The organism is Lonsdalea populi (assembly GCF_015999465.1).
Classification (GTDB): Bacteria; Pseudomonadota; Gammaproteobacteria; order Enterobacterales; family Enterobacteriaceae; genus Lonsdalea; species Lonsdalea populi.
Genome location: NZ_CP065534.1, coordinates 2,608,933 through 2,628,505, shown reverse-complemented (window position 1 = coordinate 2,628,505; position 19,573 = coordinate 2,608,933). Strand labels below are relative to the sequence as shown.

The 19,573-nt window shown below is 56.1% G+C and carries 14 protein-coding genes; 11 read left to right on the top strand and 3 right to left on the bottom strand.

Annotated elements, in window-relative coordinates; all coding sequences use genetic code 11:
* The first annotated feature begins 66 nt into the window (after window positions 1-66).
* Entirely contained in the window at window positions 67-1,155 is a 1,089-nt protein-coding gene (locus I6N93_RS11510; RefSeq protein WP_085688027.1) for an iron-containing alcohol dehydrogenase family protein, read from the top strand.
* Window positions 1,156-1,188: 33 nt separating this feature from the next.
* On the opposite strand, the gene I6N93_RS11505 is transcribed toward I6N93_RS11510, so the two are convergent.
* Complete coding sequence (locus I6N93_RS11505; RefSeq protein WP_085688025.1) at window positions 1,189-1,821, bottom strand: LysE/ArgO family amino acid transporter; 633 nt, start codon at window positions 1,819-1,821, stop codon at window positions 1,189-1,191.
* Between the two features lie 1,247 nt (window positions 1,822-3,068).
* On the opposite strand from I6N93_RS11505, the gene I6N93_RS11500 reads away from it, so the two are divergent.
* From I6N93_RS11500 to I6N93_RS11465, 8 genes are all read left to right on the top strand, one after another.
* Window positions 3,069-4,601 (top strand): ABC transporter substrate-binding protein, encoded by a 1,533-nt coding sequence (locus I6N93_RS11500; protein WP_085688023.1) that lies wholly within the window; start codon window positions 3,069-3,071, stop codon window positions 4,599-4,601.
* A gap of 63 nt (window positions 4,602-4,664) precedes the next feature.
* Window positions 4,665-5,579 carry an ABC transporter permease gene (locus I6N93_RS11495; RefSeq protein ID WP_085688021.1) on the top strand — a complete coding sequence of 305 codons (915 nt, stop codon included), beginning with the start codon at window positions 4,665-4,667 and terminating at the stop codon, window positions 5,577-5,579.
* Window positions 5,580-5,591: 12 nt separating this feature from the next.
* The gene (locus I6N93_RS11490) at window positions 5,592-6,521 is read left to right on the top strand and encodes an ABC transporter permease (protein WP_112103831.1); all 930 of its coding nucleotides are present in this window, start codon (window positions 5,592-5,594) and stop codon (window positions 6,519-6,521) included.
* A 10-nt stretch (window positions 6,522-6,531) separates the two neighbouring features.
* Window positions 6,532-7,521, top strand: a complete 990-nt coding sequence (locus I6N93_RS11485) for an ABC transporter ATP-binding protein (protein WP_085685325.1) — start codon at window positions 6,532-6,534, stop codon at window positions 7,519-7,521.
* On the top strand, window positions 7,518-8,393 hold the full coding sequence (locus I6N93_RS11480; RefSeq protein ID WP_085685322.1) for an ATP-binding cassette domain-containing protein: 876 nt from the start codon (window positions 7,518-7,520) through the stop codon (window positions 8,391-8,393). Before I6N93_RS11485 ends, I6N93_RS11480 begins: the two co-directional genes overlap by 4 nt.
* 106 nt (window positions 8,394-8,499) lie before the next feature.
* Complete coding sequence (locus I6N93_RS11475) at window positions 8,500-9,930, top strand: M20 family metallopeptidase (protein WP_085685319.1); 1,431 nt, start codon at window positions 8,500-8,502, stop codon at window positions 9,928-9,930.
* A 129-nt stretch (window positions 9,931-10,059) separates the two neighbouring features.
* The gene (locus I6N93_RS11470) at window positions 10,060-10,992 is read left to right on the top strand and encodes a LysR family transcriptional regulator (protein WP_085685316.1); all 933 of its coding nucleotides are present in this window, start codon (window positions 10,060-10,062) and stop codon (window positions 10,990-10,992) included.
* A 309-nt stretch (window positions 10,993-11,301) separates the two neighbouring features.
* Complete coding sequence (locus I6N93_RS11465; protein ID WP_085685313.1) at window positions 11,302-12,318, top strand: 1-aminocyclopropane-1-carboxylate deaminase; 1,017 nt, start codon at window positions 11,302-11,304, stop codon at window positions 12,316-12,318.
* 109 nt (window positions 12,319-12,427) lie between these two features.
* Here I6N93_RS11465 and I6N93_RS11460 read toward each other — a convergent pair whose 3' ends face one another.
* Window positions 12,428-12,940, bottom strand: coding sequence for an Lrp/AsnC family transcriptional regulator (locus I6N93_RS11460; RefSeq protein WP_085685310.1), 513 nt, complete (start codon window positions 12,938-12,940; stop codon window positions 12,428-12,430).
* 247 nt (window positions 12,941-13,187) lie between these two features.
* Window positions 13,188-14,861 (bottom strand): methyl-accepting chemotaxis protein, encoded by a 1,674-nt coding sequence (locus I6N93_RS11455; protein WP_085685307.1) that lies wholly within the window; start codon window positions 14,859-14,861, stop codon window positions 13,188-13,190.
* Window positions 14,862-15,524: 663 nt separating this feature from the next.
* Here I6N93_RS11455 and I6N93_RS11450 point away from each other — a divergent pair.
* Together I6N93_RS11450 and I6N93_RS11445 are read left to right on the top strand one after the other, a co-directional pair.
* Window positions 15,525-15,683 (top strand): hypothetical protein, encoded by a 159-nt coding sequence (locus I6N93_RS11450; protein WP_176222517.1) that lies wholly within the window; start codon window positions 15,525-15,527, stop codon window positions 15,681-15,683.
* A gap of 993 nt (window positions 15,684-16,676) precedes the next feature.
* Window positions 16,677-19,457, top strand: a complete 2,781-nt coding sequence (locus I6N93_RS11445; RefSeq protein WP_085685304.1) for a flavocytochrome c — start codon at window positions 16,677-16,679, stop codon at window positions 19,455-19,457.
* Window positions 19,458-19,573 lie beyond the last annotated feature (116 nt).

Below are 19,573 nucleotides of genomic sequence, written 5' to 3'. Positions count from 1 at the left end.
GGGCGCCCTCCGTGCGGTGTCTGAGTAAATCATTGGTTTTATGCTAAAAAAAAGGCAGGAAAGCACATGACACAACAGGTTATTTTCCCCGCGAAAATCGTACGCGGGGCGGACGCCAGCCGTCAGCTGGGGGACATCTGCGCCGGGTTAGGGACGCGTGTATTGGTTGTCGGCGGTCATCAGGCATTGGCGGCGACGCAGGAGAAAATCCGCACCCAACTGACGCAGGCCGGTCTTACGTTAAGCGCTGTTGAGTGGTTCGGCGGGCATTGTAGCGACAAGCAGGTCGAACGACTGTGTGCCCGCGTGGCGGAAACCCATAGCGACGTTTTGTTGTCCGTGGGCGGCGGGAAGTCGCTGGATACCGGCAAGCGGGTGGCGCATCAGGCGGGGATCCCCATCGTGACGCTGCCGACTATCGCCGCCACCTGTGCGGCGGTCACCCCGCTTTCCGTTATCTACAAAGAGGACGGGCATTTTGTCGAGGTGTGTCATCTGCCGTTCGCGCCGAATGCGGTCATCATCGACAGCACGCTGTTGGCCGAGGCGCCGCTGCGCTGGCTCGCCGCAGGGCTGGGGGACACGCTGGCGAAGTGGTACGAGTTCCGGGCGATCGATACCGGGCGCAATCAAAGCGGTTTGGCCGCCTCTTCCCGCGCCCACGGCGCGATCTGCTTCCAACTGATCGAACGTTATGGCGCCGAGGCCTGCCGCGCGGTGGCGGAAGGACGCACTAATGAGGCGCTGGATCAGGTGTTGGATGCGATATTCCTATTCGCCGGATTGACCTCCATCATGGCCAGCGGCGCGCATGCCGCCGCGGCCCATGCGCTGTTTGAAGGCTTTACCGTGTGCGACAAGACCCGCGACTTCGGCCACGGCCTGCTGGTGGGATTCGGCAATCTGTGCCTGCTGGCGCTGGAGTCGCGCAGCGACGAAGAACTGCTGGATGCGCTGTCGCTGGCGCACGCCTGCGCCGTGCCGCTGACGTTGGCGGATATCAGCCCCGATCTGACCGATGCCGAGCTGCAAGCTATCTTGCAGGCGGCGGTTAAAACAACGGATATGGACGCGATGCCGTTTGCGGTGACGGACACGATGCTGCGGGAAGCGATTCGCCGCGTCGAGTCGCTGGCTGCCCGCTTCGCCCGTTAACAAGCCTGACGTAACCCGAGGCGGCGTGCATTGTTACGTCGCCGAAGCCAACAGAAGCCGTAGCAACTGCCAGGCGATAAACAGCATGTACACGCCGATCACACTGTCCAACACGCGCCAGGTGCTGTTCTTCTCAAACAGCCGCGCGCAGGCGGAGGCCAGGTAGCCGATGGCGTAAAACCAGATACCTGAGGCCAGCAGCGCGCCCAATAGATAAAACGTCTTGTGCTCATGGCTCAGCCTGGACGATAGGCCGCCGATGATGGCGATGGTATCCAGATACACGGAAGGATTGAGGAGACTGACCGCCAGACAGGCGGTGACAGCGGAAAGGCGGCTGGCACGCGCGGCGCCGGTCGCGCCAGGGCGCAGACTCTGGTTGCCGCGCCAGGCGCGGCGAAGCGCGCAGTAGCCGTAGTGAATCAAAAACAATACGCCTGCCAGCGTCAGGCATTTCAGCGCCCACGGGTGTTCGCTGAGCAGTTCGCCGACGCCAAACACGCCCGCGCTGATCAATAAAATGTCTAACATGAAGCAGAGGGTACAGACTAAAAAGACATGTTCCCGACGCACGCCCTGACGCAACACAAATGAATTCTGTGCGCCGATAGAGATCAGCAATCCGGCGCTGGTCATAAAGCCCGTCATTAATATGGTCGTAGACATACTCTTTAATTCGCTCTGGTTGGTTGGTGAAAAAGAATGAACGCGCGTCTTGGCGATAATCAAAAAGAAATAAACGGCTGGTGATGTCAGCATCGCTTAATAAAGGCAGCGCTTATTATCTCTGTTGTTGAAATATTCCATGTGTTGCGACGGATAAATAAATTCGCGTCAAATATAACAACGCCGAAAGGGTCATTGAATCGATGCCACTATCATCCCTTTCCGCGACTCATGAGGCCAATTAATAATAGTGATTGTCGATTAGCAAAAGCGATAAAGGCCGAAAAAACGGTCACTAGATTGTGATTCAGGCGCGATGCAAGAGGATTTATATGGACAAAGGTGAGATCTTTTCTCTAAATTTAAACATTAAAAACAATAAGATAGTATATTTTTCTTTATCCCTGCTTGCGGCGGTTTTGTGCCTTGGGCGTCACTCACGGCGAGCGGAGAGGTGACCCCACCCTAAACTCAGGCATACCTTCCACCACAATACGTCTTTGCGGCGAGATATTTGTCGATATTGTCGCTGCCTCGCTAAAATAGTCGTGCCGCCTAAAATAGAATGGTGTCTGGCGAGGTGGGGTAAATACATTCTCGCCGAATGACATTGAATAAAATATTCAGCCACCCTCGCTGAAGTTTGTTTTTCTCTGCGAATATTTTAATCGGCCTGGAGGCGCGTTGAGTTGGAACGTTCAGCGATAATTAGCATTATCGCATCGCAATGAGTTTGGGGTTTATTCCATTTTTCACCGCATGAAGAACATGATGGCCTGCTTCTCTACCGACGAGCGGAAATGTCCTCCTGCTACAGCCTGTCGATTTAACGCGGGCAGCACGAAATAAGGCGCGAAGCAAACAGGTTACTTCCGGCGTTGAGTGGTGATGCTGTGGGGGAGGGGCAACGCCTGTGTTCGGGGGCGCATTGATGACGCCGATGCTGTCATCCGTGGGGGAAGTCACTGTGCCTTAAAAGGGGGCGCGTCGATCATGCTGTTGCACCGCCGCTAAACGCCGAGTTCCAGAATACCTGTCTATCAATAAAACCTATTCCACCGTAATGACCTGTGGTTTGCGGCTAAAGCAGTACGGGGTAAGCGGTTTCTCATTATTAGAACGCGTATATCTAAAATCAGTAAGGTTACGCCGCCGGGGTTGGCTCCACTCTTGCAACTTCCTGTCGGAACGTAGGTGAGATTGTGGCGATTTAATTCTTTCATGAAGTGTATCGAATGGAGAATCCTATGACTTGTTCACTGACAAGCCAGATCAAACGCGGTGTTTTGTCTGCACTCCTCCTCGGCTGCGCATCATCCAGCTATGCGGGAAAACAGAATGACACGTTGGTTTACGCCTCCGACAACGAGGTGGAAAACGTCAGCCCTTATCATAACAACCTTCGTGAAGGCGTAATTCTGGCCCATCTGGTCTGGGATACCCTGATTTATCGCGATCCCAAAACCGGCGAATATAAACCTGAGCTGGCCTCGGACTGGACCTGGGAATCGCCCACCTCCCTGTTGATCCATCTGCGCAAAGGGATCACTTTCCACAACGGCGATCCGTTCACTGCCGAAGACGTGGCCTATACCTTCAACCATATCGCCGGTCCGGGGACGTCGTCGGTGATGCCGCAAAGCGTGGACTGGATCGACACCACTGAAAAGGTGGATGACTACACCGTCCGGCTGAAGCTAAAAAAACCGTTCCCCGCCGCGCTGGAATATCTCTCCGGCCCGACGCCTATCTACCCAGCAGCCTATTACCAAAAGGTGGAACTGGCCGGCTTCAGCAAAGCGCCGATCGGCACCGGCCCATACAAAATCACCAAAGTCACCCCGGCTCAGGGCGTGAGTATGGAAAAGAACCCCGATTACTTTGCGGATAGCCCGCAGGGACAACCAAAAATAGGCAAGCTGCAGTTTGTCGTCATCCGCGATCCGGAAACGCGACTGGCGCAGCTGATGACCGGTCAGGTGGACTGGATATGGCGCGTACCCGCCGACCAGATCACCTCGCTGGAGACCATGCCGAACCTCACCGTCAAAAGCGGTGAAACCATGCGTATCGGCTTTATGGCGCTGAACACCCACGCCAAGGGACCGGGCGGCGAGCCGTTCAAGGATCTGCGCGTGCGTCAGGCGGTGAACCACGCCATCAACCGCGAGGGCATCGTTAACAATCTGGTGCGCGGCGGCAGTCAGCCGGTGTATTCCGCCTGCTTCCGTACCCAAACCGCCTGCGACACCAGCAAGGTCATCAAATATGACTACAACCCGGAGAAGGCGAAGCAACTGCTGGCGGAAGCCGGTTATCCCAACGGTTTTGATACCGATATCTGGGCCTACCGCGAGCGCGATTACGCCGAGGCGATCATCGGCGATCTGCGCAAGGTCGGTATTCGCGCCCGTCTTCACTACGTTCAGTACACGGTGCTGGCGGCGGATCTGATCTCCGGTAAAGCGCCAATGGCGATCCGCACCTGGGGATCGTTCTCCATCAACGACGCCGCCGCATTCACCACGCCCTATTTCGGCGGCCGGGGCGATGATATCTGGAAAGATGCTGAGGTCACCGCCACGCTGGCGAAGGCGGATGAAACGCTCGACCCCAAACAGCGCAGCGCCCTGTACGCCGAAGCGCTGGGGCGGATCTCCTCGCAGGCTTATCTGGCGCCGATGTTCTCCTACTCCACCCACTATGCCTTTACCTCCGACCTGAACTTTGATGATTGGCCGGACGAGCTGCCGCGCTTCGCCATGGCCAGTTGGAAGTAAGACCTTGAACGAGCCGGAGGGCGCGCGACGGCTTCCGGCGATGGCCCGCAGAAGGAGTGATTAATGCTTATCTATATTTTGCGACGGCTGCTGGTGGCTCTGGCCGTGCTGTTCACGGTGGCCATCGTCAGCTTTTCGCTACTGCACCTATCGGGCGATCTGGCGGCCGCGATTGCGGGTCCGGACGCCTCCTCCGAGGTCATTGAAGGCATTCGCCGACAGTACGGGTTGGACCAGCCGCTGATGACCCAGTTCGGCCAGTGGATGTGGGCGGCGCTGCATCTGGATTTCGGCCGCTCGTTCTATTTCGAAAATACGGTGATGGAGCTGGTGGGTCAGCGTATGCCGATCACCCTAAAGCTGGGCGGCGTCTCGCTGCTGCTGGCGCTGGTGGTGGCGATCCCGCTCGGCGTGCTGGCGGCGGTGTTCCGCGATACCTGGATCGACCGGGGGTCCATGTTCATCGCCGTCATCGGGCAGGCAATGCCGAACTTCTGGTTCGCGCTGATCCTGATTCTGCTGTTCGCCGTCGGGCTGAAATGGCTGCCGGTGGCGGGCAACAGCAGCTGGCAAAATTTCGTCCTGCCCGCCGTCGCGTTGGGCTACTACGCCATGCCGTCGCTGATGCGACTGACGCGTTCCGGCATGCTGGACGTGCTGGGCGCGGACTATATTCGCACCGCTCGGGCTAAGGGACTCAGCGCGTTTCGGGTGATCGTCAAGCATGGCCTGCGCAACGCCATCATCCCGGTGGTGGCGCTGGCGACGGTGGAGCTGGGCTTTATGCTGGGCGGCTCGGTCGTGATCGAATCCGTGTTTGCGTTGCAGGGGCTGGGCCAGCTGGCCTGGGACTCGATCTCCCGCAACGACTTCCCGGTGGTGCAGGCCATCGTGCTGATTATCGCCGTGTTTTACATCGTATTGAGTTTTCTGGCGGATGTGCTCAATGCCGCGCTGGATCCTCGACTGCGGACGTAATAAGGAGCTTTCATGAAACCATCCTCACCGCTTTCTTCCGCCGTCATCGCGTCGACGGCGTCCGAGGCGGCCCTGCTGCCGGAGCCGGGCCCTGGGCGGCGCTGGCTGCGGCGGATGATGGGCCATCACAGTATGGCGATGGGCGTGGTCATCCTCGCCGTCATTATTGTGGCCGCGCTGCTGGCGCCGCTGATCAGCCCGCACGATCCCTATGCGCAGGACATCAGCCAGCGCCTGATCCCGCCGGTCTGGCACGAAAAGGGCGGCTGGGAGCATCTTCTCGGCACCGACAAACTGGGGCGTGATTACCTGAGCCGCCTGCTGTACGGCGCGCAGGTTTCGTTGCTGATCGGGCTGGTGTCCGTGTTGGTGGCCGGTTTTATCGGTATCACACTGGGCGTGACGGCGGGCTATTTCGGCGGCCGCGTTGATGCGGTGGTCAGCTATATCCTGACCGTGCGGCTCTCCATGCCGGTGATTCTGGTGGCGCTGGCGATGGCGTCGATGGTGGGCGGCTCCGTCAAAGTCGTGATCATGCTGCTGGGACTGCTGCTGTGGGACCGCTTCCTGATTGTCTCCCGCTCCGTCACCCGTCAATTGCGGGAAGCCGAGTTCGTCGCGGCGGCGAAGACGCTGGGCGCGTCATCGCTGTTCATCATGCTGCGCGAGATCCTGCCCAACCTGCTGGGGCCGCTGACGGTGGTTGCGACGCTGGAGATCGCCCACGCCATTCTGCTGGAGGCCACGCTGTCGTTTCTGGGGCTGGGCGTACAGCCGCCGATGCCGTCGTGGGGGCTGATGGTCGCCGAAGGCAAGGCGTACATGTTCTTTCAGCCGTGGGTCATTCTGATACCGGGCGTCATGCTGGCGGTACTGGTTCTGGGCATCAATCTGGTCGGAGATGGTCTGCGCGACATCACCGCGCTGGACGGACGGGGTTAAGGAGTCGGTGATGAGTGATGACATTTTGCTGGATGTGAAGAACCTGCGGGTCGATTTACCGACGCCGCGCGGCATGCTGCATGCGGTACGCGGCATCGACTTCTCCGTGCGCCGGGGCGAAATGCTGTGTCTGGTGGGCGAGTCGGGCTGCGGTAAATCGATGACGTCGCTGGCGCTGATGGATCTGCTGCCGCGCAAAGCGGTGCGCACGGCGGACCATATGCGTTTCAAAGGCCACGACCTGCAAGTGATGACGCCACGGCAGCGGGCCGCGATGCGCGGCGACGAGATGGCGATGATTTTTCAGGAGCCGATGACGTCGCTCAATCCCTCTTTCACGCTCGGCAATCAACTGTGTGAGACGCTGCTGGCGCACCGCAAGGTGTCGATGGCGACGGCGCGAGACCGGGCGGTGTGGCTAATGGAGCGCGTGGGCATTCCGATGGCGGCGGACCGGCTGAATCAATATCCCCATCAGCTGTCCGGCGGCCTGCGCCAGCGCATCATGATCGCGATGGCGCTGATGTGCGAGCCGGAACTGATCATTGCGGATGAACCCACCACGGCGCTGGACGTCACCATTCAGGCGCAAATCCTGCGGATGCTGCGCGAGCTGCAGCAGGAGTTCGGCACCGCGGTAATCTTCATCACCCACGATCTGGGCGTGGTGGCCCGTATCGCCGATCGCGTGTCGGTGATGTACGCCGGGCAGATCGTCGAAACCGCGCCCGTGATGCCGCTGTTTCACCAGCCGCAGCACCCTTATACTCGCGGGTTGCTCGACTGCATTCCGATACAAGGGAAGACGATGCCGGGGCAGCCGCTTCGCGCCATTCCCGGCGTGGTGCCGAGCCTGGTCGGGCCGCAGCTGGGTTGTGCTTTCTTTAATCGCTGTTCGCGCTGCACCGACGCCTGCCGCCGGGATATTCCGTATGTCGATGTCACCGACGGGCATGCGGTGCGCTGCGTTCAGGCCGAAAAAACCGTGGAGGCGATATGACGATGCAAGCAGGGGAAGGGCTGAGTGCGCCATCGCCGCCGCATATTCCCGGCAACGAGGATCTGGCGCTGGAACTGTGCGTGCTGAGCCGGGTCTTTCGTCTCAACCGCGGCCTGTTCACCAAAGCGGGGGAGATCCGCGCCGTGAACAATGTCTCGCTGCGCATCCGGCGCGGGGAAACGCTTGGGCTGGTCGGCGAGTCGGGCTGCGGCAAAAGCACGCTGGCCAAGATGCTGCTGGGCCTGCTGCCGCCGACCTCCGGCAACGTGTTGATCGAAGGACGGGAGATAGACGCGGGCGACCGTAAAGCGCTGGCGTCGCGTATCCAGCCCATCTTTCAGGACCCGTATTCGTCGCTGAATCCGCGCCGTACGGTGGCGGACATCGTGGAAGTGGCGCTGCGGCTACACAACATCGGGACGCCGGAGGAGCGCAGGACGCGGGTGAAAGAGATGCTGGACGTCGTGGGAATGCCTGCGCGGACACATCAGCAATATCCCGGTCAGCTATCCGGCGGTCAACGCCAGCGCGTGGCGATCGCCCGCGCGCTGATCATGCGGCCAGCCATTCTGATCTGCGACGAGCCGACCTCCGCGCTGGACGTTTCGGTGCAGGCGCAGATCCTCAATCTGCTGCTGGCGCTAAAACAGGAATTCGGGCTGACCTACCTGTTCATCAGCCACAACCTGTCCGTCGTGGAGCATCTGGTCGACCATGTCGCCGTGATGAAAAAGGGCACGATTGTAGAGCAGGGGACGCGTGAACAGATCTTTCGCTCGCCTCAGCATCCTTATACCAAAACGCTGCTGGCATCGGTGCTGACGCCGGAGCCGGGGTTGGGTATCCCGGATATCAGCCAGTTCGGCGAATAAGACCAACGAAACGACGCGCGACCGTCAGGGAGCCGGGTCGGGGCCTTGCTCTCCGGGCCGCCGCGTGCCGAATCACTATCATCGAAAGAGAGAGGACGGACAGACTATGACGCGTGAAGACACGATTCGAGCGGCGGAAGAGTACTTCGACAGCGGCGCATTCAGCGAGACGCTGGCGCGCCGGGTGGCCTATCGGACGGAGAGTCAGGACGAGGGCACCGGTGCGGTGCTGATGGCCTATCTGACGGAAGAGATGGTGCCGCGTTTGCAGGCCATCGGCTTCGACTGCCGGATTGTCGACAACCCGATCGCGGGGAAAACCCCCTTCCTGCTGGCGCGGCGGATGGAGGCGGACGCCCCGCTGACGGTGCTGACCTACGGTCACGGCGACGTGGTGCGGGGGTATGACGACCAGTGGCGCGGCGGCCTGTCGCCGTGGCGGCTGGTGCAGGAAGGCAATCGCTGGTACGGCCGGGGGACGGCGGATAACAAGGGTCAGCACACCATTAATCTGGCGGCGCTCGAGCAGGTGCTGAAGGGACGCGATGACCGGCTGGGCTACAACATCAAGCTGATTCTGGAGATGGGGGAAGAAGCCGGATCGCCGGGGCTGAACGACATCTGCGCGCAGTACCGCGACTGGCTGGCGGCCGATCTGTTCATCGCCTCGGACGGCCCGCGCATTTCCGCCGTGCGCCCCACGCTGTTTCTGGGATCGCGCGGCGTGTTCAACTTCGAGCTGAAGATCACGCCGCGCGAGGGCGGTCACCACTCCGGCAACTGGGGCGGGCTGCTGAGTAATCCGGGGATCCGTCTGGCGCACGCCATCGCCTGTCTGGTCGATGCGCGCGGACGAATTCTGGTGCCAGGGCTGCGTCCTCCGGCGGTGTCGGAGAGTTTGCGCCGGATACTGGCGGATATCGAGCTGGGCGGCGGACCGACCGATCCCGAGGTCGACCCGCTGTGGGGCGAGCCGGGGCTGACCTCGGCCGAGAAAGTGTATGGGTGGAATACGCTGGACGTGCTGGCCTATGTCACCGGCAATCCCGACAAACCGGCGCATGCCATTCCGCCGTTCGCCTCGGCGCATTGCCACATGCGCTACGTGGTCGGCAGCGACGTGGACAACTTCGCGCATCATCTGCGGCAGCATCTGGACGCCAATGGGTTTGCGGACGTCGAGATCGTCAACGCCGTGAGCTGTTATCAGGCCACGCGGCTCGATCCGAACGATCCGTGGGTGGCGTGGGGCGCGGCGTCGATCGCACGGACCTCCGGCAAAGCGCCCGCCGTGTTGCCCAACTTCGGCGGCGGACTGCCCAACGCCTGCTTCTCGGAAACGTTGGGTCTGCCGACGCTGTGGGTGCCGCACTCCTATCCGGCCTGCTCGCAGCATGCGCCCAACGAGCACATTCTGGCGGACATGACGCTGGAGGCGCTGCGGATCATGACCGGGCTGTTTTGGGATTTGGCCGAACAAGGGGCGGAGCGGCTGCGCTTACGCCAGCAGGCGGCTAGTACGTCAAACATCGTTTAGTCCAAAGGCTGTTCATTGGCCCGTGGATTTATCGCGCCTGCTTAGGTTATACGCCAGAGCGGGCGCGATACGTTGAGGGCAAAAACTGGGGTAAACTTTGGGCAATCCTCGGGATAAACGGAGCGAGCGATGCACAATAACGAAATTCGTTACTTCATGGCCGTGGCGAGCACCGGATCGCTGAGCGCCGCCAGCCAGCAGCTGTTCGTCGCGGTTTCCGCCATCAGCCGTCAGATCCAGCAGTTGGAACACCGATTGGGCGCGCCGCTGTTCGAACGCCATCCGCGCGGCATGGTGCTGAACGCGGCGGGCCAAATTCTGGAGCATCACGTGCGGCGCAGCATGGCGGATATGGAGCTGGCGGTCGCCGAAATTGAAGGGCTGAAATCGGTTCGGCAACCCCCCCTCCGGGTTGTTTGCACCGACGGTATTGCCTTTAATTTGATGCCGACATTGCTGGCGAAATTTCGTCTGGCGCACGCCTCGGTAAACTTCGTGCTGACGGTCGGCTCCACGCGGCAGGTGCCGGATCTGGTGCGCAACGGCGAATGCGATGTGGCGCTGAAATTCAGCCTGTCGCTGGAGCATGGCGTCGAGATCGTCGCCTCGTATCCCGCGCCGGTGCTGGTGATCATGCAGGACACCCATCCGCTGGCGCATGTTGGACTCAAGCTGGCCGACCTGAACGGCTACCCGGTCGCGCTGCCGGATCAAGCGGCGACCATTCGCCAACTGTTCGATCTCTCCTGTCGTATGAACGGCGTATTCATCGACCCGATACTGACCTGCAATCACTTTTCCACCCTCTATGACTTTGTGCTGAATACGCCGGAGGCGGTCGCCATCTGCAGCCACTTTTCGGTGCTGTACCGAGCGCGCCGCGATGGATTGCAAATGCGTTCGATTGACGGTGAACCGTTCAGTCAACGCACCATGCAGATCCAAACCGATGTCGCCAAACCGCGAACGGCGGCGCTAAACGCCTTCTGTGATTTTCTGAAACAGGAACTGACCGAGCAGGATGCGCGGATCCGCCGCGAGTATGCGATTTCCGCTCGCTGATAACGGAGCGGTGATCGCGCTGTGAGCGTGGTCTCACCATGTTAATCCCCTATGAAGGCGGCGGTTCAAATCCGGGTATGGACATCTTGGTCCTTGGGGGTGAATTTAATTTCTTTATTTTGTTTTTTATTGGCTTTTATTTTTGTTTTTCTGCGTATTTTGAAAATTTATAACAATAAATTTAGATTATTTTGCAATTTTAATCACCCCGCATTCGGGTAATATCTGACCCAAGGGTAAGCCTGTTTTTCGTGGCATCGTGACCCACTCGTGACTGCTATTTCCCTCTTTATCTGCCGGAGCCTGATGATGAATTTAGAAAAATTCCCGCGTTATCCGTTAACTTTCGGTCCGTCACCGATTACGCCGATGAAACGACTCAGCGAGTACCTGGGCGGCGACGTTGAAATCTATGCCAAGCGCGAAGATTGCAATAGCGGTCTGGCCTTCGGCGGCAATAAAACGCGCAAGCTGGAGTATCTGATCCCCGAGGCGTTGGAGCAGGGCTGCGATACGCTGGTTTCCATCGGCGGTATTCAGTCGAACCAGACGCGCCAGGTGGCGGCGGTTGCCGCGCATCTGGGGATGAAATGTATCCTGGTGCAGGAAAATTGGGTGAATTACACCGACGCCGTTTATGACCGCGTCGGGAATATCGAACTGTCTCGGATCATGGGCGCGGATGTGCGTCTGGATGCTGCGGGATTCGATATCGGCATCCGCCAAAGCTGGAAAGATGCGATGGACGAGGCAGCGAAGAACGGCGGAAAACCGTTCCCGATCCCTGCCGGTTGTTCTGAACATCCCTATGGCGGCCTCGGTTTTGTCGGTTTTGCGGAGGAAGTCCGTCAGCAGGAAAAAGAACTGGGATTTAAATTCGACTACATCGTGGTGTGTTCGGTCACCGGGAGTACGCAGGCCGGTATGGTGGTGGGCTTTGCGGCCGACGGCCGCGCGCGCAACGTCATCGGCATCGACGCCTCCGCCAAGCCGGAGCAGACTAAGGCGCAGATCCTGCGCATCGCTCAGAACACCGCCGATCTGGTCGAGCTGGGTCAGGCGATTACCGAAGACGATGTGGTGCTGGATACCCGCTACGGCGGCCCGGAATATGGTCTGCCCAACGAAGGCACGCTGGAAGCCATTCGCCTGTGCGGCCGTCTGGAAGGCGTATTGACCGACCCGGTCTATGAAGGCAAATCCATGCAGGGGATGATCGACAAGGTCCGCCGCGGCGAATTTCCGAAAGGCTCCAAAGTGCTGTATGCCCATCTGGGCGGCGCGCCGGCGCTGAGCGCCTACAGCTATATCTTCCGTAACGGCTGAGGATGAAAGCGACCGATTGCGTCACGATAGAGGCCCGCGTTAAGCGGGCTTTTTCATGTCTGGCAAACAGGAACAGGCCGGAGGAATAGGCCATCGACTAAACGCATCGTTAGAACGGTAGCTGAGTGGTGGACAACACTTGGCGCAGGCCGATGAAGGAACGAATCTGACGGACGCCCGGCAGGAACAGCAGCTGTTCGGCGTGCAGGCGGTTAAAACTCTGATTGTCCTTGGTGCGGATCATCAGCATATAGTCGAATTCGCCGGTGACGACGTGACACTCCATACAGCCGCTGATCTGCTGCACCGACGTTTCAAAATCCTTGAACGCGCCGGGGGTCGACCTGTCCAGCACGACGCCGATGATAACAACCATACCCGCATTCAACGCCTCAGGGTCGAGCAAGGCGACATAACCTTTAATCAGTCCCAGCTGTTTCAGCCGTTCCACGCGTCGTAAGGTAGCGGGAGGACTGAGATTCACGTTCTCGGCCAGCGCGACGTTGGAGATGGAACAGTCGGCCTGCAGCAGCCGCAGGATGGTCACATCGAAGCGATCCAACTCGTAGGTCTTGGTTTTGCTATCCGTATCACCGGGTGACGCATCGGATTTGAATTTCATAAGTTCCTCACAAAGGCCGTTGAAGCCGTATTGGCGCATGATTGCGCCAGTTACGCCATTTTCGGTGAATCGCTGCGCCCTATGGCGCCTGGTTCTATTTAAAACCCTAAAAAAAACGGTGGACAAGCAATATCGTCAAATCGAATAAATTACGGTGCGGGGAGGATTTTCAGAAGGAAAAGTAAAACGGCTCCCCGGCGAACCGGAGAGCCGTCACAATGCGACGCTGGACTGCATCAGCGCGGGACTAGAACTTTTCCCAGTTGCTGGCGGCAGGCGCATTCGTGCCCAGTTTTCTCGGCGCGATGGCAGGCGCAGCCTGAGCTGTTTTGCCCGGCGCGACGGCGTTGGTACGAGATTCGGACTCAGCCAGTTGGAAGATGGAAACCACTTCCGTTAGGCGACGAGCCTGATCTTCCAGTGACGACGACGCGGTTGTGGATTCTTCCACCAACGCGGCGTTCTGCTGCGTCACGCTGTCCATTTCGATGATGGCCTGACCCACCTGAGTAATGCCCTTGCTCTGCTCGTTCGAGGCGGAAGCAATTTCACCCATGATGTCGGTGACGTTGGTGATGGCTTTCACAATGTTGCCCATGGCATCGCCAGCCTGCGTAACCTGCTCAGAGCCGATTTTCACGTTGCTGACGGATTCACCGATCAGCCCTTCGATCTCTTTGGCCGCGTCGGCGCTGCGCTGCGCCAAGCTGCGTACTTCGCTGGCGACGACGGCAAAGCCGCGTCCCTGTTCACCGGCACGGGCGGCTTCCACCGCGGCGTTTAGCGCCAGAATGTTGGTCTGGAACGCGATGCTATTGATGACGTTGATGATATCCGCGATTTTCTGCGAACTGCCGCTGATGCTGTTCATCGTTTTGATGACGTCATTGACGACGTTTCCGCCTTCATTTGCCGTCTTCGAGGCGTTCTGAGCCAGTACGCTGGCCTGGTTCGCGTTCTCGGCGTTCTGTTTCACGACGGCGCTTAGCTCTTCCATGCTGGCTGCAGTTTGCTCCAGCGCAGAGGCCTGCTCTTCGGTACGTGAGGACAGGTCGGTGTTGCCGGCGGCAATTTCACCCGAGCTGCGGTAGATTTCGTCGGCGCTCAGGCGAATGTCGGATACGGTATTGACCCAGTTACCCTGCATCTGCTGAACATACGGGATCAGGTTGCCGACGCAGTTTTTACCGAAGTCTGCAATTTTGGTGTGCAGCTGACCGACGGCCAGAACCTGCAGGTGCTGTTTGATCTGATCAAGCGGGCGCACCACATATTTGGCCAGGTAGCGATCGGTGAGCAGCACGATAGCCAGTCCGATGGCCAGCGCCGCCATCAGAACGTATTCACACCATTTTACCCAATTGCCTATGCGGTCTTGAGCTTCGCCTTTCAGCGTGGCGATAACCGCATTGTACTGAGCAATGGCTTTGGTGAACTGCACGCGCAGCGGGGTGTATGTCTGTTGCGTAATCTGCTTGTAGGTGTCGATGCGATCGGCTTCCAGCGCGTCATACATCGGTACAACCGCTTCGCTGTACAGACGGTACGAGCTGTTATAGATGTCGTCGATCGTTGCCTTATTCACGTTAGCGTGATCGGTCACCTGAAACTGCGCCAGACCCGCTTTTAGCCGAGCGATTTCCGCCGCTGCCTGCTGCATTTCTGACGTAAACCCGGCAGGATTGTTATTCAGTTTTTGCTCCATGGCCCGGTCCAGGATGTTCTGGACCCGATAATACTGTCCGCTGGCGCCGTTGATGATATCGCCGTTGTTCTGCTGGACGTTGGTCAGTTCGATTTCTGAGGTGAGTTGCCCGAGCGAGTATAGCGCGAAGGCAGAGACGCCTCCCCATAATAAGGAAAACACGATGAGGATAAGCACCATCATGGTTCTGACTTTGATGTCACGAATAAAATTCATAGTCGTAGCCCTGGGATATTAGGATATGAGTTCTTGAATAACAGAACTGTTTTTCGCATCCATTCATAGGGACTCATCAGGAAAAGCATGCGAACCAGTTTTAATCCATCAATACTTCATTTCTTCGAAGCTGTTATCGGCAAACAGGTAATGGACTTCATCCTTTTTTTCGGGAATAAGGTAATTAAATGTCAATAAACGCCTCCGTATTTAATACATTTATACAGTGATGATGAGCAGGGAAACTATTATTCTGTTTAATAGAGTAGGACTTCTAATCTGATGGGCTAAAAATCAGCGGTGTTGTTTTTTATTACCATCCGTTACATTCAATGACTAAGTTTTATTAAGTGTGAAAAATGAGTCGAAGATAGGGCGAAGAGCGTGCTCCTTTTGTGGTTTTTTTATATATTATTAATAATAATGGTTATTTTTTTATTGCTTTTGAAGGGTAAGTCGTTGAACAAAACGAAGTAATTAATAAATCACGGTAATGTTTAGGGGGCTATCAAATTTAGAATATTTAAATGCAGGCTAATTATCAACCCCTTTTGGTCTGTTTTGAAAGTGAACTGATTTAAACAATGACTCAGTGAAAGGGAGAGGAAGGCAGAAAAAAATAATTTTTATGACGGTCATCGGATCGGCCATGTTGGCGGGATAATGTTAATTATTCATGAGCAAAGAGAGATTGATAAAAACAGTACAATTGATGTGGGTGTAAGAATGAATATTGCGGTTGTTTACCAAAAAATGGACAATATAAATGTCCATACATTTATTGAAGATTGTAAACAACTGAGGGATGCCATAAAAATATGATGAGCATGACAGAAAAAAAGTAAGGGTGATGCGTGATTAATTTTAACGTCATTTTGATAATGATAGCCATTCGTGTGGAATAACAATCGGCGGAATGAACGAATATTATGTTTTGCGTGATTGTAAAATAAATATCGTTCTTGTTATCTATAACAAAATAACACCCTCATCCTGAACCAAATATATTGTTGTCCCTGGATCTGATCAATGCGAGATACCTTTTTATGAAGACTCATCAGCGCATACCCTGCTGGTGAATAGTCCTCCTATGGATATAAGCCTTTATAAGGTTTATCAGCATTAAAAATGCGTCAAATTAACGAATTATCATATGGTAAGCGAGCATCATAAAGGCATGCTTATTTTTGTGTGGTCATCGCGGGGAAAGCATGCGTAAAAAGAATGTACAGAAAAGAAACCAGCGCTAGCTTTATAGGTTGCTGTCGCCGTTCCATGCGTTTGATAAATACCCTGTTTTCAGGTTTATTCATGGATAAATGATGTTGAAATCTTCATGTTATTGTTTATCTCTATGTTTTTAATATAAAAAATGGTTGTTCCTGGCGGTGGCGAGCAGCAGGTACAACTTAGCATTTTCATGATCGCAGCGGCAAAATAGAAAACCGCCAATGTGGTTAATATCCATGATTAATGGATGGTTATATTTAATGTTTTGAAATGCGCGAATACAAAAAGCGACAAGACTATTTTGGCGAATACGTTGAGGAAATAAATTGCGTGTTATTTATTCGTTGATAAAGACCCTGCTATTTATAATGTTTTTACATTAAACGTTTTTATTTAAACAGAGTGATAACATAACTGCAAATACAAAATAATTAAGACATTAAAAAAAAGTATTATGACATTAAAAAAACCACATAATAAAAGAATAATAATCGCAGGCAACTAAAACACGAACAATAAAAAACAGCCTGCCATTTACGAATTTAAGAATTTGCTAAAAATTTGTGAAAATTAGGTGGTATTTTAATGACAAACATTAACGACAGATTATTGCAGCCGTTCACGTTGCCTAATGGCGTTACCCTGGAAAACCGGGTCGTTATGGCGCCAATGACAACCTGCACCGGCTTTTTTGACGGTTCCGTCACCAGGGAACTGATTGAATACTATCAGGTGCGTTCCGGTAAAATCGGCGCGCTGATCGTCGAATGCTGCTTCATCGATGACCGTGGGCGGGCTTTCCCCGGCGCGATTGGTATTGATGACGACAACAAAATCGAAGGGTTGTCCAAAGTCGCCAGCGCGGTCAAAGCGCAGGGTTCTAAAGCTATCTTGCAGATCTACCACGGCGGCCGCATGGTCGACCCGAAACTCATCGGCGGCGAATCCCCGGTCGGGCCGAGCGCCGTTGCTGCACCTCGTCCCGGTGCGCCGACGCCTATAGAACTGACGGCGGATGAAGTCGAAGAGATGGTCGCCAAGTTTGGTCGCGCCATTCACCGCGCCATTCAGGCCGGCTTTGACGGCGTGGAAATTCACGGTGCCAACACCTATCTGATTCAGCAATTCTATTCTCCGCACTCCAACCGCCGTGAAGACAAATGGGGCGGCAGCCGCGACAACCGCACTCGCTTCCCGACGGCCGTGCTGGATATCGCACACCAGATGAAAGACAAGTATGCCGATCCGTCTTTCATCATCGGCTACCGTTTCTCGCCGGAAGAGCTGGAAGAGCCGGGTATCCGTTTCGATGACACGATGTATTTGCTCGAGAAGCTGGCCGAGCGCGGTCTGGACTACGTGCATTTTTCCATGGGCCACACGCTGCGTCCTTCTATCGTCGACACTGAGTCTGCCACCCCGCTGATTGAAAAATATGTCGCTATGCGTTCCGACACGCTGGCGCAGGTGCCGGTCGTGGGCGTGGGCGGTATCGTCAACAAGGCGGATGCCGACGTTGCGCTGGAGCACGGTTATGATCTGGTCGCTGTGGGGAAAGGCTGCATCGCCTACCCGGACTGGATGGACCGGATCACCGCACAGGAACATATCGATCTTTATATCGACAGCACCAAGCGTGAAGAACTGACCATTCCGGAACCACTGTGGCGCTTCTCGCTGGTGGAAAGCATGATCCGCGATATGAGCCTGAACGCGAAAAAGTTCAAAGTTGGTGTGTACCAGGAGAAAGTTCAGGACAACGATAAAGAACTCATCGTTAACGTCAGCCTGGAAAAAGATCACATCAAAGACATCGCGATGGCCAATACCGCCGGATGGGATGACGAGCTCATCAGCAGCTTTGAAATCATCAGAACCCGTATTCTTGATGCCAACAGTTCGCACGTCGACGCCGTGACCGGCGCTACCGAGCAGAGCGAAGCCATCAAAAAAGCGGTGACGAAGGCGATGACGAAGTCGTTTAAAGAAGCGATTATTGAAGAGGGCGGCAACCCGGACGAAGTTCAGCAGTACGACGTCGTGGTGGTCGGCAGCGGCGGCGCAGGTCTGGCGACGGCGATTCAGGCCGCCGATGACGGCGCCAAGGTGCTGATCGTCGAAAAAATGCCGGTGATTGGCGGGAATACGATCAAAGCCTCTGCGGGGATGAATGCCGCGGAAACCCGTTTCCAGAAAATCAAAGGTATCGTCGACGATAAAGCGCTGTTCTACAACGAAACGCTGAAAAGCGGCCAGAACAAGAACAACCCTGAACTGGTGAAATACTTCGTCGAACACGCTCACGAAGCCATCGACTGGCTGGCCGATCGCAACATCGAGCTGAGCGACCTGACGACCACCGGCGGCATGAGCGTCGACCGAACTCACCGTCCGGCCAGCGGCGCGGCGGTAGGCGGCTACCTGATCAGCGGACTGGTAAAAAACCTCAACCAGCGCAACATCGACGTGATGTTGGAAACGTCCGTCACCGAGATTTTACAGGAAGACGGCAAGGTTTCCGGCGTTCGCACTATCAACGACGAAAACGAAGAGCGCGTCATTCCGACGAAAACCATCATCATGGCGACCGGCGGATTCAGCGCCAACCCAGACCTGGTAGTGAAATACCGTCCGGACCTGAAAGGCTTCGTAACGACCAACCACAAGGGCGCCACCGGTAGCGGGATTACTTTGCTGGAAGCGCTGGGCGCGGATACCGTCGACATGGGTGAAATTCAGATCCACCCGACGGTGGAGCAGAATACGTCGTATCTGATCTCTGAATCCATTCGCGGCGGCGGGGCTATTCTGGTTTCCCAAAGTGGTCAGCGTTTCTTTAATGAATTGGAAACGCGAGACAAGGTGTCTGCGAGCATCATCAATCTGCCGGAAAAATATGCCTATATCGTTTTTGACGACCACGTCAAAGAGAAGAACATGGCGGTCGGCGAATATGTGGCTCAGGGGTTTGTCGAAGTCGAAGACTCTATCGTGGCGTTGGCAGACCGGTTGGAAATTGAACCCGCCGAGCTGACGAAAACCATCGAACGCTACAACACGTTCGTTGAAAAACAGCACGATGACGATTTCGGCAGAACGACCGCGTTGCGTAATCCGATCAACAAAGGACCGTTCTACGCCATCAAGATCGCCCCAGGCGTTCACCATACGATGGGCGGCGTGGTGGTCAACACGGCGACCGAGGTGCTGGATAACAATAAAGAGGTTATTCAGGGCGCCTACGCCGCGGGCGAAGTGGTCGGCGGTATTCACGGCGCCAACCGTATCGGGGGTAACGCCGTGGCTGATATCATCATCTTCGGTATTCAGGCCGGTAAACAAGCAGCGGCCTATGCAAAACGGTAACGCCGGGTCGTCGCGTTCGTAGTCTACAGGCGGGGTAACGTTGTCAACGTGGCCCCGCCAGCGTTTTAATAGCATCCATCATTAGCGATGTTTTTCCCCTCTAACCGCGACGGTGC

Bases quoted from the DNA above. Each gene is read 5' to 3' on its own strand.
- I6N93_RS11445 (WP_085685304.1), top strand. From the start codon at position 16,677: ATGACAAACATTAACGACAGATTATTGCAGCCGTTCACGTTGCCTAAT.
- I6N93_RS11485 (WP_085685325.1), top strand. From the start codon at position 6,532: ATGAGTGATGACATTTTGCTGGATGTGAAGAACCTGCGGGTCGATTTA.
- I6N93_RS11460 (WP_085685310.1), bottom strand. From the start codon at position 12,940: ATGAAATTCAAATCCGATGCGTCACCCGGTGATACGGATAGCAAAACC.
- I6N93_RS11500 (WP_085688023.1), top strand. From the start codon at position 3,069: ATGACTTGTTCACTGACAAGCCAGATCAAACGCGGTGTTTTGTCTGCA.
- I6N93_RS11490 (WP_112103831.1), top strand. From the start codon at position 5,592: ATGAAACCATCCTCACCGCTTTCTTCCGCCGTCATCGCGTCGACGGCG.
- I6N93_RS11480 (WP_085685322.1), top strand. From the start codon at position 7,518: ATGACGATGCAAGCAGGGGAAGGGCTGAGTGCGCCATCGCCGCCGCAT.
- I6N93_RS11495 (WP_085688021.1), top strand. From the start codon at position 4,665: ATGCTTATCTATATTTTGCGACGGCTGCTGGTGGCTCTGGCCGTGCTG.
- I6N93_RS11505 (WP_085688025.1), bottom strand. From the start codon at position 1,821: ATGTCTACGACCATATTAATGACGGGCTTTATGACCAGCGCCGGATTG.
- I6N93_RS11465 (WP_085685313.1), top strand. From the start codon at position 11,302: ATGAATTTAGAAAAATTCCCGCGTTATCCGTTAACTTTCGGTCCGTCA.
- I6N93_RS11470 (WP_085685316.1), top strand. From the start codon at position 10,060: ATGCACAATAACGAAATTCGTTACTTCATGGCCGTGGCGAGCACCGGA.
- I6N93_RS11455 (WP_085685307.1), bottom strand. From the start codon at position 14,861: ATGAATTTTATTCGTGACATCAAAGTCAGAACCATGATGGTGCTTATC.
- I6N93_RS11510 (WP_085688027.1), top strand. From the start codon at position 67: ATGACACAACAGGTTATTTTCCCCGCGAAAATCGTACGCGGGGCGGAC.
- I6N93_RS11475 (WP_085685319.1), top strand. From the start codon at position 8,500: ATGACGCGTGAAGACACGATTCGAGCGGCGGAAGAGTACTTCGACAGC.
- I6N93_RS11450 (WP_176222517.1), top strand. From the start codon at position 15,525: ATGTTAATTATTCATGAGCAAAGAGAGATTGATAAAAACAGTACAATT.